Origin of the sequence: Methylobacterium isbiliense, from assembly GCF_022179325.1 — a bacterium.
Lineage (GTDB): Bacteria > Pseudomonadota > Alphaproteobacteria > Rhizobiales > Beijerinckiaceae > Methylobacterium > Methylobacterium isbiliense.
This window is the reverse complement of the sequence record NZ_BPQQ01000098.1, coordinates 1-13,060: the sequence shown is the minus strand read 5'-3', so window position 1 is coordinate 13,060 and position 13,060 is coordinate 1. Positions and strand designations below refer to the sequence as shown.

Sequence of the window (13,060 nt, the reverse complement as noted above, 5' to 3'; positions counted from 1 at the left end):
GCCGGCAAATTGACAATCCCGACCGGATCACCGACAGCAGCGCCCGTCGCGGCGGCCGGGCAAGGTGGCGCCGCGGGGCCGCCGGTTCGGAGCGACGCATGACGAGCCTTGCCGCCGGGGAGCGCCCCGGCCGCGCCGCCCCTGCGGGCGCCTTCGCCGACCGGCTCCTGTCGCTCGGCGCGCGCAGCCACGCCGCCGCCTGCGGCCTCCTCGTGCTGCTCTGCCTGATCGCCTTCCTGCCGGGCTTCGCCTCGCTCCAGCCGATGGACCGGGACGAGCCGCGCTTCGCGCAGGCCTCCAAGCAGATGCTGGAGACGGGCGACCTCGTCGACATCCGCTTCCAGGGCGAGGCCCGGCACAAGAAGCCGGTGGGGATCTACTGGGCGCAGAGCGCCGTGGTGGCGGCCGCCGAGCGGCTGGGCGTGCCGGGGGCCCGCACCACCATCGCGCTCTACCGCATCCCCTCGCTCATGGGCGCCGTAGCGACCGTGCTGATGAGCTACTGGGCGGCGCTCGCCTTCCTGCCGCGCCGCGGCGCCGTCCTGGCCGCCGCCCTGGTCGGCGCCTGCGTCATGCTGTCGGCGGAGGCGCGGCTCGCCAAGACCGACGCGCTCCTCACCGCCACCGCGGTGGCGGCGATGGGGGCGCTCGCGCGGGCTTGGCTCTCCGACCGGACGCGGCCGCTGGCCCTCTCCACCGTGCTGGTGTTCTGGATCGCGGTGGCGCTCGGCATCCTGATCAAGGGGCCGATGGTGCCGCTCTTCGCCGGCCTCACCGCGCTGGCGCTCGCCGCGAAGGCGCGGTCCGGGGCGTGGCTTCTCCGCCTGCGCCCGGCCCTCGGCCTCCTGATCGTGCTGGCGCTCGCCGGTCCCTGGTTCGCCGCCATCACCTGGAAGGCCGGCGCGGCCTTCTACGGCGAGGCGGTGGGGCACGACATGCTGGGCAAGGTCGGCACCGCGCAGACGCAGCACTGGGCGCCCCCCGGCACCTACGCCCTCGTGACCTTCGCCACCTTCTGGCCCGCCGCCGCCTTCGCGGCCATGGCGATTCCCTTCGCCTGGAGCCGCCGCCGCGAGGATGCGGTCGCCTTCCTGATCGCCTGGGTGGTGCCGGCGTGGCTGGTCTTCGAGGCGGTGCCCACGAAGCTGCCGCATTACGTGCTGCCGCTGTGCCCGGCGCTGGCGATCCTCGCCGTGATGGCGGTGACGCGCGGGGCGGTGCACCGCGACCGGCCGGGCGCGCGCCTCGTCGCGCTGCTCCTGCCGCTGCTGCCGCTCGGGCTGACGATCGGGCTGTGCATCGCCGCGTGGCGCCTCGACGGGGTGCTGCCGCTCGCCGGCCTGCCCCTGCTCGTGGCCGCGACCGTGGTGGCCGCTCTGGGCTGGCGCCTGTTCGCGGACGGGTTCCCGGAGCAGGCGCTCGCGGTCGCGGTGGTGGCGGGGGCGCTGCTCGGGCCGGCGGTGTTCGGCCTCACCCAGCCGGCGCTCGCCGCGCTCAAGGTCTCGCCGCGGCTCGCCGCCCTGCGCAGCGCCATGCCCTGCGCACCCTCCGCCGTCGCCACGCTCGGGTACCGCGAACCGAGCCTCGTCTTCCTCACCGGGACCGACCTCGCGATGCTCGATTCCGGCGCCGAGGCGGCCGCGTTCCTGGCGGCGGGCGGCTGCCGCCTCGCCTACGTGGAAGACCGCTTCGCCGCGCCCTTCGCGGAGGCCGCCGCGGCGCGCGGCCTGCGGCCGCAGAGCCTCGGGCGGGTGACGGGCTTCAACATCAACGGCGGCAAGCCGGTCGGGCTCACGGCCTACGCGGTGGCACCGTGAGCGGAGCGGCCGGACAGGAGGAGCTGCGGCTCAGCGTCGTGGTGCCGGTGCGCAACGAGGCGGGCAACATCGGACCGCTCGTGGCCGAGATCGCGGCGGCCTGCGCCGCGCTCGCGCCCTTCGAGATCATCTACGTGGACGACGGCTCGACGGATGCCACGCCGGCGGCGCTCGCGGCCGCGCGGCGCGTCCAACCGACCCTGCGCGTCCTGCGCCACCGCGCGAGCTGCGGCCAGAGCGCCGCGGTGCGCTCGGGCGTGCGCGCCGCCCGCGCGCCGCTCGTCGCCACCCTGGACGGCGACGGGCAGAACGACCCGGCCTTCATCCCCCGCCTCGTCGCGGCCCTCGACGCGGCCGGTCCGGGCGCTGGGCTCGCGCAGGGCCAGCGGGTCGGGCGCAAGGACGGGCGGCTGAAGACCCTGCAGTCGCGCATCGCCAACGGGGTGCGCCGCCGCATCCTGCGCGACGCCACGCGCGACACGGGCTGCGGCCTCAAGGTGTTTCGCCGCGCCGTCTATCTCGGCCTGCCGTATTTCGACGCCCTGCACCGCTTCATGCCGGCGCTCGTCGCCCGCGAGGGCTTCGCGGTGGTCCATGTCGACGTGGTCGACCGGCCGCGCCTGAGCGGACGCTCGAATTACGGCCTGTTCGACCGGCTCTGGGTCGGGCTCCTCGATCTCGGGGGCGTGTGGTGGCTGATTCGCCGCCGCAGGCGGATCCCCGATCTCGTTCCGGCCGACGGAGGCTAGGGTCGGATGGTCGCCGACATCATGCATGGCCTCGGCGCCTACCTGTGGTCGCTGTTCTCCGGGCCGATCGACCTCGTGGTGCTGGTGGGTCTCCTGGGACAGGCGCTCTTCACCGCCCGCTTCCTGGTGCAGTGGATCGCCAGCGAGCGGGCCGGGCGCAGCGTGATCCCGCTCTCGTTCTGGTTCTTCTCGCTCGGCGGCTCGGCGGTGCTGCTGGCCTACGCGCTCTACCGGCGCGACCCGGTCTTCATCCTCGGCCAGAGCCTCGGTACGGTGATCTACCTGCGCAACCTCGCGCTGATCTTCCGCGAGAAGCGCCGGGCGCGGGAGAAGCCCTGAGCCCGGGGCTTGTGCCATCGGCCCGATCGCGCTTGGCTTTCCGGGCTCCCGCCGAGTGACCCGCATGACCGAACAGCCTCCGTTCTACGACGACCTCGCCGCCTGCCTGGAGGAGGCGTGGCGGCGGCTCTGCGAGGGGGCGACGAGCCGGCGCGGAGCCTTCCACACGCCGTCGCTGGCGACGATCGGCCTCGACGGGGCGCCGCGCCTGCGCACGGTCGTGCTGCGGGAGGCCGATCCCGGCACCCGCACGCTGCGCTTCCACACCGACCACCGCAGCGACAAGGCGGCCGAGATCGTCCGGACCCCGCGCGTGGCGCTGCACGCCTACGAGGCGGCCGCCAAGATCCAGGTGCGGATCGAGGGACGGGCACGCCTCCACGCGCAGGATGCGGTGACCGAGGCCGCCTGGGAGGCGGCGCTGCCGATGAGCCGGATCTGCTACGGCGTCGTGCCCGGCCCCGGCACGCCGATCCCCGCGGGCGATGCCTATGCGATGCCGGACGACGAGGAGAAGGCGGCCCGCGACCGCGAGAACTTCCGCGTCGTTCTCGTGACGGTGGAGCGGCTGGAGTTCCTCTACCTCGCCTTCGAGGGCCACCGGCGGGCGCGCTTCTCCTGGGACGGGGAGGAGATGAGCGGGACGTGGCTGGTGCCGTGAGCCACGCGCGGCCGCAGAGCATGGCGCGCCGGGATTACCCCGCCGCGCGCAACCGCGCGAACCCCGCCTCGAGGTCGCGCTTCAGGTCGTCGAGGTCTTCGAGGCCGATGTGGAAGCGCAGGCCCGGGCCGCCGGGTTCCCAGGCGGTGGCGGAGCGGTAGCCGCGGCAGTCGAACGGGATGACGAGGCTCTCGAAGCCGCCCCAGGAAAAACCCATCCCGAAGAGTTCGAGCCCGTCGAGCATCGCGGCCACAGCCGGCTCCGGGCAGGGCTTCAGGATGACCGAGAACAGGCCCGAGGCGCCGCTGAAGTCGCGCGCCCAGATGGCGTGGCCCGGATCCTCCGGCAGGGCCGGGTGCAGCACCCGCAGCACCTCGGGGCGCTGCTGCAGCCACTGCGCCATCGCCAGCGCCTGCCGCCCGTGCTCGGCCAGCCGCAGCGGCAAGGTGCGCAGGCCGCGCAGCGCCAGGAAGACGTCCTCCGGCCCCGCGCACATGGCGAAGAGCGCGAAGGTCCGCTGCAGCGCCGGCCAGTAGCGCGCATTGGCCGAGGTGAGGCCGAGCAGCAGGTCGGAGCCGCCCGACAGGTACTTGGTGCCCGCCTCGATGGCGATGTCGACGCCGCGTGCGTGGGGCGGGAAGAGCAGGGGGGTCGCCCAGGTGTTGTCCATCAGCACGCAGGCGCCCCGGGCATGCGCCACCTCGGCGATGGCCGGGATGTCCTGCATCTCGAAGCTCTGCGAGCCCGGCGCCTCGGTGAGCACCGCGGCGGTGTTCTGGCGCATCAGCTCCGCGATGCCCGCCCCGATCGTGGGATCGTAGTAGGTGGTCTCGACGCCGAACCGGGCGAGGAAGCCGTCGCAGAAGGCGCGGGTCGGCCGGTAGGCGGAATCGGTGACGAGGAGGTGGTCGCCGGCCTTGAGGCAGGCGAGGAGCCCCACCGTGACGGCCGCGAGGCCCGAGGGAGTGAGCACCGTGCCGGCCGCCCCAGCCAGCTCCGTCCAGGCCTGCTCCAGCGCCCGCGTGGTCGGCGTGCCGGCCGTCCCGTAGGTGTATTCGGAGCGCCGGTGCTGGAGCGCGTCGTAGCTCTCGTAGAGCACCGTCGAGCCGCGGTAGATCGGGGTGTTGACGAATCCGTGCTGGCGGGAGGGGTCGCGGCCGGCATGGACGAGGCGGGTGCGCTCGCCGAGACGGCGCGGGTCGCGGGGGGGCGTGATGCTCATCGGACCTCGGGATCGACGGGAGGCCGGACCACACCCCGCCGGAGACCTCCGCGTCAAGCCGCCTCACGCCCCCGCCCCGGCGGGCCAACCCCTTGACCGGGCAGCGGGCATCGCCTGGAATGCCCTTTGCTTAGGCACAGGCATCCCGCAGGCACGGAGCGAACCGGCCGCGGGCCACAACCGGCCACGGGCCGACAGGAGCTTGGGACTCGGATGAAGACGATCGTTGCGGCGCTCACGCTCGCCCTGGGCGCCAGTGTCCTCTCGGGGGCAGCCCAGGCGCAGTCCACGCTGGCCGGGATCAAGCAGAAGGGTTTTCTCACCTGCGGCTCCAACCCGGGCCTCGCGGGTTTCGGCGTGCCGGACGCGCAGGGGCGCTGGACCGGACTCGACGTCGATTTCTGCAAGGCGCTGGCGGCCGCCATCTTCAACGACACCTCGAAGATCCGCTTCATCCCGCTCTCGGCCAAGGACCGCTTCACGGCGCTGCAGTCGGGCGAGGTCGACGTGCTGTCGCGCAACACCACGTGGTCGATGTCGCGCGACACCTCGCTCGGGCTCGACTTCCCTGCGGTCAATTTCTACGACGGCCAGGGCTTCATGGTGAAGAAGAAGCTCGGCGTCACCTCGGCCAAGCAGCTCGACGGCGCCTCGGTCTGCACCCAGCAGGGCACCACCACCGAACTCAATCTCGCGGATTATTTCCGCGCCAACAAGATGAAGTACGAGGTCGTGGCCTTCGCCACCGCCGACGAGACCTTCAAGGCCTACGATTCCGGCCGCTGCGACGCCTTCACCACCGACGCCTCCGGCCTCTATGCGGAGCGGCTGCGGGCCGCCAACCCCGACGACAACATCGTGCTCCCGGAGATCATCTCCAAGGAGCCGCTCGCCCCGGCGGTGCGCCACGGCGACTCGCAATGGGCCGACATCGTGCGCTGGACCCATTTCGCGATGCTCAACGCCGAGGAGGCGGGGGTCACGCAGGCCAACGTCGACCAGATGAAGGGGTCCGACAACCCGGACGTGCGCCGCATCCTCGGCACCGAGGGCAAGTTCGGCGAAGGGCTCGGCCTCACCAACGACTGGGCCTACCGGGTCATCAAGCTCGTGGGCAATTACGGCGAGGTGTTCGAGCGCAACGTCGGCCAGGGCTCGCCGCTCAAGATTCAGCGCGGCGTCAACGCCCTGTGGTCGAAGGGCGGCCTGCAATACGGCCCGCCGATCCGCTGAGGTGGGCGGGACCTTCCGCGCCACGGACGCCCTGCATGAGGCGGCGTCGGTGAGGCGCGGGATCCCCCTCCCGGGCGGGACACGGGCTCGCACGCTTCGCCGGCACGGCCCGTGCACGCGTCACGTCATCACGATCGGACCCGGAACCCCTTGTCGAACAGCCCGTCGGTCGCCCCGCCCTCCCGCCCGCCCCGGGTCTCGCCGCTCTACGACCCGCGCGTGCGCGGCTGGGCCTACCAGATCCTCCTCGTCCTCGCGGTCGGCCTGCTGGTCTGGGCCGCCATCGACAACGCGGCCGAGAACCTGCGCAACGCCCGCATCGCCTCGGGCTTCGGCTTCCTGTCGAACACCGCGGGCTTCGACGTCAGCCAGTCGCTGGTGCCCTTCGCGGCGGCGAGTTCGACCTACGGGCAGGCCTTCGTGGTGGGCCTCCTCAACACGCTGATCGTCGCCGCCATCGGCATCGTGCTGGCGACCCTGCTCGGCTTCCTGATCGGCGTGGCGCGGCTGTCGCCCAACTGGATGCTGGCCAAGCTCGCGGGCGTCTACGTCGAGGTGATCCGCAACATCCCGCTGCTGCTCCAGCTCCTGTTCTGGTACGTGGCGGTGCTCTCGGCGCTGCCCGGCGCGCGCGAGTCCCTGAGCCTGCCGGGCTCGGTCTTCCTCAACCAGCGCGGCCTCTACGTGCCCAAGCCGATCCTGGCGGCGGATGCCTGGGCGATCCCGCTCGCGCTCGGCCTCGGCCTCGCCGCGGCGATCGCCTACCGGGTCCGGGCCCGTCATCGCCAGGCGCGCACGGGCCGGCAGGCGCCGGTGGGGCTCGTCGGCCTCGCCCTGGTGCTCGGCCTGCCGCTCGCCACCTGGGGCGTGCTGGCGCTCGTGGGCGCCGATCCGGTCACGGTCGAGGTGCCGGTGAAGGGCACCTTCAACCTGCGCGGCGGGCTGCAGCTCTATCCCGAATTCGTCGCCCTGGTGCTGGGGCTCACCCTCTACACCGCGGCCTTCATCGCCGAGGTGGTGCGGGCGGGCATCCAGGCGGTGTCCCGCGGCCAGACCGAGGCCGCGCGGGCGCTCGGCCTCCAGCCGGGACCGACCCTGCGCCTCGTGGTGATCCCCCAGGCCATGCGGGTGATCGTGCCGCCGCTCACCAGCCAGTACCTCAACCTCACCAAGAACTCGTCGCTGGCGGTGGCGATCGGCTACCCGGACCTCGTGCAGGTGTTCATGGGCACGGTGCTGAACCAGACGGGCCAAGCGGTCGAGGTGGTGGCGATCACGATGGCGGTCTATCTCAGCATCAGCCTCGTCACCGCGCTCGTGATGAACGTCTACAACCGGCGCGTCGCGCTGGTGGAGCGGTGAGGGCAGCATGAGCGCCGGACCCCAGGCCCTGTCCCTCAGCTTCATCCGCCGGGAGACCGTGCCGGCGGCCCCGCCGCCCGTGCTGGTGAGCGGCCCGCTGGCCTGGGCGCGGGCCAACCTGTTCTCGGGTCCGGGCAACACCCTGTTGACGCTGCTCGCGCTCGCCATCCTGGCACTGGCGGTGCCGCCGCTCGCCCGCTTCCTCGTCATCGATGCGGTGTTCACGGGGGCGAACCGCGACGCCTGCCGGCCGGACGTGGTGGGCCACCCGGTCGGGGCCTGCTGGGCCTTCGTGGCCCAGAAGATCAACTACTTCGTCTACGGCTCCTACCCGATCGAGGAGCGCTGGCGGGCCAACGTCTTCTTCGGCCTCGCGGCGGTCGGGATCGGCTGGCTGCTGTGGCTCGACGCGCCGCGGCGGGGCCTGGGCGCCCTGTACGTCTTCGTGATCTTCCCGCTGGCCGGCTACGCGCTCCTCGCGGGCGTGCCCGCGCTCGGCCTGGCCAAGGTGCCGACCGCGCTGTGGGGCGGGATGCTGGTCACGCTCGTCGTGTCGCTGGTCGGCATCGTGGCGTCGCTGCCGCTCGGGATCCTGCTGGCGCTGGGGCGGCGCTCGCAGCTGCCGCTGGTGCGGCTCGTCTGCGTGATCTTCATCGAGTTCTGGCGCGGCGTGCCGCTGATCACGGTGCTGTTCATGGCCAACGTGATGCTGCCGCTGTTCCTGCCCGGCGACGTCACGGTGGACCGCCTGATGCGCCCGCTCGTCGGCATCGCGCTGTTCTCGGCTGCCTACATGGCCGAGATCGTGCGCGGCGGGCTCCAGGCGATCCCGCGCGGACAGACCGAGGGCGCCGCCTCGCTCGGCCTCAGCTACTGGCAGAGCATGCGCCTCGTGGTGCTGCCCCAGGCCCTGCGCATCGTCATCCCGGGCATCGTCAACAGCTTCATCGCCCTGTTCAAGGACACCACGCTGGTGTCGATCGTCGGCATCTTCGACTTCATCCGCACGATCGAATCCGCCCGCGTCGATCCCAACTGGGCCGCGCCCACCGTGGTCACGACGGGTTACGCCTTCGCGGCCCTGTTCTATTTCGTCTTCTGCTTCGGCATGTCGCGCTACGCGCTCTACGTGGAGCGCCGGCTGGCTGCCGGCCAACGACGGTGATCCCCGCATGACCGCGTCCAACCTGCCCGAAACCGACCCGGAGCTTGCGCCCGCCGACACCTCCGCCGCCCGCCTCGCCGAGGCCCCGGTGGCGGTGACGCTGGAGCGGGTCAACAAGTGGTACGGCGCCTTCCACGTCCTGCGCGACGTCGACCTGACCGTGCGCCGCGGCGAGCGCATCGTCATCTGCGGCCCCTCGGGCTCGGGCAAGTCGACGCTGATCCGCTGCATCAACCGCCTGGAGGAGCACCAGGCCGGCCGCATCAACGTGGACGGGATCGAGCTCACCAACGACCTCAAGCGGATCGACGAGATCCGACGCGAGGTCGGCATGGTCTTCCAGCACTTCAACCTCTTCCCGCATCTCACCGTGCTGGAGAACTGCACGCTCGCGCCGATCTGGGTGAAGAAGATGCCGAAGGCGGAGGCCGAGGCGGTGGCCATGCGCTATCTCACCCGGGTCAAGATCCCCAACCAAGCCCACAAGTATCCGGGCCAGCTCTCGGGCGGGCAGCAGCAGCGCGTGGCCATCGCCCGCTCGCTGTGCATGAGCCCCAAGATCATGCTGTTCGACGAGCCGACCTCGGCCCTCGACCCCGAGATGGTCAAGGAGGTGCTCGACACGATGGTGGGCCTCGCCGACGAGGGCATGACCATGCTGGTCGTGACCCACGAGATGGGCTTCGCCCGTCAGGTCGCCGACCGGGTGATCTTCATGGACGAGGGCCAGATCGTCGAGGTGAACACGCCGGACGCCTTCTTCCGCGCGCCCCGGCACGAGCGGACCAAGCTCTTCCTGAGCCAGATCCTGCATTGAGGGCGGGCGCCGGGGCGCCCGCCTCCGGCTTCAGCGCCCGCGCCCCGTCTCCACCGGCAGGTCCTCGCGTGCGCCCCATTCGGTCCACGACCCGTCGTAGAGCGCCCGCGGCTCGCGCCCGAGGGTTTCCAGCGCGAGCGACACGATGGCGGCGGTGACGCCCGAGCCGCAGGTGGTGACGACCGGGCGGTCGAGGTCGACGCCGGCCTCCCGGAAGGCCGCTTCGAGCGCCGCCGCATCCTTGAGCCGTCCGCCCTCCTGCAGGGCGCCGTAATGCACGTTGAGCGAGCCCGGGATGTGGCCGGGGCGCACGCCGGGGCGGGGCTCCGGCTCCTCGCCGGCGAAGCGCGCGGCCGATCGCGCATCCACCACCTGGGCGGCGCCCGCGAGCGCGCGCTGGATGTCGGCGACGTCCGCCACCGCCGAATGGTCGAGCCGGGCGGTGAAGTGGCGCCGGTCGCGCGGCCGCGGTTCGCCCTCCTCGACCGGGTGCCCGCCCGCCACCCAGGCCGGGAAGCCGCCCGCGAGGATCGCCACGTCGCGCACGCCGAACACCCGGAACATCCAGCGCACCCGCGGGGCCGAGAACAGGCCCATCCCGTCGTAGACCACCACCGTCATGCCGTCGCCGATGCCGAGCGCCCGCATGCGCGAAGCGAAGACCTCCGGCCGCGGCAGCATGTGGGGCAGGGGGCTGTCCTCGTCGCGCACCGCGTCGATGTCGACGCGCACGGCTCCCGGGATGTGGCCGGCGCGGTACTCCGCCGCCGCGTCGCGGTTCATGGCCGGCAGGTACCAGGAGCCGTCCACCACCACGATGTCGGGAGCGGCGAGCCGCTGCGCCAACCAGTCCGCCGTCACGAAGGGACCTGTCTCCGAGATTCCTGTCGCCATGCCGTCCACCTCAGATCCGCGCGGCCGGGTGCCAACGGCCGCGCCTTGGGCTGCCCAACCTATAAACACCATTCGGTGAGGTGGCCACGGATCGGCGCCCGGCCGATGGCTGGCGACGCTAACGCCGGTTACACCGGATGGCGACGCGCCGTGCTAGAACCCGCGCGGCGTCCGCGCCAGACCGGGCAGGGGGGATCGATGGCCGACGGCGAGATGCGGCAGCGAACCGGGTCTGGCACGGCTCCTGCTAGAACCCTCTCACTGCAACCGCCGTGTTCACTCTCCCTTGCACGGCCGGGCGCGGTCGACGGGCCAGGCAGTAAGACTCCGAGGGCTGCCTGGCCCGCCCGACGCGCTCCGCGGGACGATGCTCACGCCCTTTCCGGAGCCGCGGATGCCGGGGCGGCGGCCCGGACCGCCCAGCCCCGTACCAGGGAGGTCGTGATGCACGTCACGGCTCGCTTCGAGTGCCCCCTGCGACCCGACACGGTGGTGGTTCTGTCGCGCGGCTACATCGCCGCGGCGATCTGGTGCGCCGACCTGCGGGCGGCGGCCGCCCTGCGCACCGCGACGGTGCATCGACTCGTGCCGCGGATGTCCGGACGGCGGCCATCCGGCCGCCGGGCCGCCATTCTGCCCTTCGAACGGGCGGTGCACGCCTGAACGCGCGTCAGACGCGCCGGCCCCGGTCGCGGGGCGGGGCACCGCACCGCCACTCCGTGACGCGGTATTCGGGGTGACTGCCGACCCAGCGCGCCAGTTGCGGCTGGGCAATCCGCAGGCACAGGCGCGGCTCCTCGATGTCGAGGAGGAGGCGGCGCATCTCGCAGGTGTCGGGCGCTGCCGACAGGCAGGCCGTGAAGTAGAGGAAGAAGCCGGTCATCGGAGTTCCGCCGTGAGGGCGCCGTTGGGCGGCAACGCGCCACCCCTGCCTCCGGATGCAGCGTCCGCCTGCGACGAAAAAGGGCGGCCGAAGCCGCCCCGTTCCGTCCCGGCAATGCCGTGCGTCAGAGCCGCGGCGAGCGCCCGCGCATCAGGCCGAAGACGGCCGAGACCGCGAACAGCACGATGGCGACGAAGAAGACGATCTTGGCCGCCTCCATGGCGGTGCCGGCGATGCCGCCGAAGCCGAGCAGAGCCGCGACCAGCGCGACGACCAGGAACGTAATGGCCCATCCGATCATGGTGATCTCCCGTCAATCATGACGCTGGCGCCTGTCGGACCAGTCCCGGTCCAAAGCGTCGCAGCAACTTGCACGGAAAACCCGGACGGGGCCGATCAAGTTCCGAGGGAATTTTACAGGCTCCGCGCGGAACGATCGCCGGCCGGACGGGTCGGGAGGTCGGGCCTGATGGCTCCCCGAGCAGGACTCGAACCTGCGACAAGGCGATTAACAGTCGCCTGCTCTACCAACTGAGCTATCGGGGAACGACGCCGGACGCATACTCCAGGCGGCCCGCGCCGTGCAAGGGCGTTCGCGCGGCGGCCAGGTGATTTTCTGGTCGCGCATTCCGGTTGCTTCCGCCGCCGGGGCTCTGTTAAAGAGCCCTCGTCCCGGGCCGGCCGCCCGCCCCGGGGATGCGGTGCCTTCGGGCTGCCGCGGAATGGCCTCGTGGCGGAGTGGTTACGCAGAGGACTGCAAATCCTTGCACCCCGGTTCGATTCCGGGCGAGGCCTCCAACCCTAATGAGTCGTTGACTCCATTGGGGTTTTTTCCCCAAACTTTGAATTCCCAAACCGGGACTCCACCCCCTTAGTGGAGGCAATTCTGCCTCGAAGCGTACAGCGTCGCGAGGGGTACGCTGAGCCGAACAATTCGCTCAGATTGGTATCAGCGCTCCAGATGCGGACCGTCGACGGACGCGCCCGGACCACGCCTGGTTTGGGCATGCCCCTCAACCACCGGGCGTGGGCCCTCGATGTGCAGGTAGTCGGAGTCGAAGCCAGCCATCGCCTTCAGCCCGTCGTAATCGTGGATCGTCAGCCAGCGGCCCTCCAGGCTGATCAGGCCGCGTCCCCGCAACTCCTGCAGCGTCCGGTTGACGTGCACGGTCGACAGGCCGAGCGCGTCACCGAGGTCGGCCTGCGTGACCGGCAGCGGGTAGCGGTTCTCGCTGCTCAGGCCCACCGTCGAGAGCCGAACGAGAAGCTCGCACAGCAGGTGCGCCATCCTCTCGTCCGCCGAGCGGCGGCCGAGCCCGATGGACCATTCCGCCGACACCGCGTTCTCCACGCATTGCAGCCACCAGATCACCTCGCGGATCGCCGGGCTGCGGTCCATCAGCTCCCTCACCTGCGTGAGGGGGAGCACGGCCACCGTGCAGGCGGTGAGGGCACAGACACCGGAATGGATGCGCTTCAGCAGCAAGCCATCCAGGTCGCACAGGTCCCCCGGCACTAACACGGCGGGGATCTGCCGCCGGCCGTCCGGCAGGAGCTTGTAGCGCGCGGCCCAACCCTCCACGAGGATGTGCAGGCTGTCGGGCTGGTGCCCCTCCGGATGGATGTCCGTTCGAGCCGGGACGCTGAGCGTCACGCCGCAAGCCCGGGCCAGGAGCTGAAGGTCGTCCTCGGTCAGGCTGGTGAGTGTCCGCAGCCGAGTGACCAACGGGTTCATCATCGTCGTACCCGGAGCAACGCACTGGCGGGCCCGTGGCGCGACGTGGATTCTGCCAGCGCCGTCGCTCGGTCCAGGAGGAGGGAGCGACGACGCCTCCGTACGCACTGTGATGAAGCTCCCCAACGAGAGTACGCGCTTGGTGCAGGCGAGGGTGGAAGCGTCAAACACCGTACGGTATCC

At 71.7% G+C, this 13,060-nt stretch carries 14 protein-coding genes and 2 tRNA genes; 10 read left to right on the top strand and 6 right to left on the bottom strand.

Annotated elements, in window-relative coordinates:
• Nucleotides 1–98 precede the first annotated feature (98 nt).
• From MFF61_RS30125 to MFF61_RS30110, 4 genes are all read left to right on the top strand, one after another.
• Nucleotides 99–1,817 carry an ArnT family glycosyltransferase gene (locus MFF61_RS30125; protein ID WP_238241373.1) on the top strand — a complete coding sequence of 573 codons (1,719 nt, stop codon included), beginning with the start codon at nt 99–101 and terminating at the stop codon, nt 1,815–1,817.
• Nucleotides 1,814–2,566 (top strand): glycosyltransferase family 2 protein, encoded by a 753-nt coding sequence (locus MFF61_RS30120; RefSeq protein ID WP_238241372.1) that lies wholly within the window; start codon nt 1,814–1,816, stop codon nt 2,564–2,566. The genes MFF61_RS30125 and MFF61_RS30120 overlap by 4 nt, the downstream gene beginning before the upstream one ends.
• Nucleotides 2,567–2,572: 6 nt before the next feature.
• Nucleotides 2,573–2,905: a lipid-A-disaccharide synthase N-terminal domain-containing protein gene (locus MFF61_RS30115; protein WP_238241371.1), complete on the top strand. Its 333-nt coding sequence runs from the start codon at nt 2,573–2,575 to the stop codon at nt 2,903–2,905.
• 64 nt (nt 2,906–2,969) lie between these two features.
• Nucleotides 2,970–3,566: a pyridoxamine 5'-phosphate oxidase family protein gene (locus MFF61_RS30110; protein WP_238241370.1), complete on the top strand. Its 597-nt coding sequence runs from the start codon at nt 2,970–2,972 to the stop codon at nt 3,564–3,566.
• Between the two features lie 34 nt (nt 3,567–3,600).
• On the opposite strand, the gene metC is transcribed toward MFF61_RS30110, so the two are convergent.
• The gene (gene metC, locus MFF61_RS30105; RefSeq protein WP_238241369.1) at nt 3,601–4,788 is read right to left on the bottom strand and encodes a cystathionine beta-lyase; all 1,188 of its coding nucleotides are present in this window, start codon (nt 4,786–4,788) and stop codon (nt 3,601–3,603) included.
• 213 nt (nt 4,789–5,001) lie between these two features.
• On the opposite strand from metC, the gene MFF61_RS30100 reads away from it, so the two are divergent.
• From MFF61_RS30100 to MFF61_RS30085, 4 genes are all read left to right on the top strand, one after another.
• Entirely contained in the window at nt 5,002–6,021 is a 1,020-nt protein-coding gene (locus tag MFF61_RS30100; RefSeq protein WP_238241368.1) for an amino acid ABC transporter substrate-binding protein, read from the top strand.
• Nucleotides 6,022–6,171: 150 nt separating this feature from the next.
• Nucleotides 6,172–7,383 carry an amino acid ABC transporter permease gene (locus MFF61_RS30095; RefSeq protein ID WP_238241367.1) on the top strand — a complete coding sequence of 404 codons (1,212 nt, stop codon included), beginning with the start codon at nt 6,172–6,174 and terminating at the stop codon, nt 7,381–7,383.
• Nucleotides 7,384–7,390: 7 nt separating this feature from the next.
• Complete coding sequence (locus tag MFF61_RS30090; protein WP_238241366.1) at nt 7,391–8,548, top strand: amino acid ABC transporter permease; 1,158 nt, start codon at nt 7,391–7,393, stop codon at nt 8,546–8,548.
• Between the two features lie 7 nt (nt 8,549–8,555).
• Complete coding sequence (locus tag MFF61_RS30085) at nt 8,556–9,365, top strand: amino acid ABC transporter ATP-binding protein (protein ID WP_238241365.1); 810 nt, start codon at nt 8,556–8,558, stop codon at nt 9,363–9,365.
• Between the two features lie 30 nt (nt 9,366–9,395).
• On the opposite strand, the gene sseA is transcribed toward MFF61_RS30085, so the two are convergent.
• On the bottom strand, nt 9,396–10,259 hold the full coding sequence (gene sseA, locus MFF61_RS30080) for a 3-mercaptopyruvate sulfurtransferase (protein ID WP_238241364.1): 864 nt from the start codon (nt 10,257–10,259) through the stop codon (nt 9,396–9,398).
• A gap of 444 nt (nt 10,260–10,703) precedes the next feature.
• Between sseA and MFF61_RS30075 the strand changes: the two genes are divergently transcribed.
• Nucleotides 10,704–10,922, top strand: coding sequence for a hypothetical protein (locus MFF61_RS30075; RefSeq protein ID WP_238241363.1), 219 nt, complete (start codon nt 10,704–10,706; stop codon nt 10,920–10,922).
• Between the two features lie 7 nt (nt 10,923–10,929).
• On the opposite strand, the gene MFF61_RS30070 is transcribed toward MFF61_RS30075, so the two are convergent.
• From MFF61_RS30070 to MFF61_RS30060, 3 genes are all read right to left on the bottom strand, one after another.
• On the bottom strand, nt 10,930–11,142 hold the full coding sequence (locus tag MFF61_RS30070) for a hypothetical protein (protein ID WP_238241362.1): 213 nt from the start codon (nt 11,140–11,142) through the stop codon (nt 10,930–10,932).
• Nucleotides 11,143–11,266: 124 nt separating this feature from the next.
• Nucleotides 11,267–11,443, bottom strand: coding sequence for a DUF1328 domain-containing protein (locus tag MFF61_RS30065; RefSeq protein ID WP_238241361.1), 177 nt, complete (start codon nt 11,441–11,443; stop codon nt 11,267–11,269).
• 169 nt (nt 11,444–11,612) lie between these two features.
• Nucleotides 11,613–11,688 (bottom strand) — tRNA-Asn (locus MFF61_RS30060).
• A gap of 178 nt (nt 11,689–11,866) precedes the next feature.
• Between MFF61_RS30060 and MFF61_RS30055 the strand changes: the two genes are divergently transcribed.
• Nucleotides 11,867–11,940: transfer RNA gene (locus tag MFF61_RS30055), tRNA-Cys, on the top strand.
• 151 nt (nt 11,941–12,091) lie between these two features.
• On the opposite strand, the gene MFF61_RS30050 is transcribed toward MFF61_RS30055, so the two are convergent.
• Nucleotides 12,092–13,060: Crp/Fnr family transcriptional regulator (locus tag MFF61_RS30050; RefSeq protein ID WP_238241360.1), on the bottom strand; the 969-nt coding region annotated here is incomplete at its 5' end.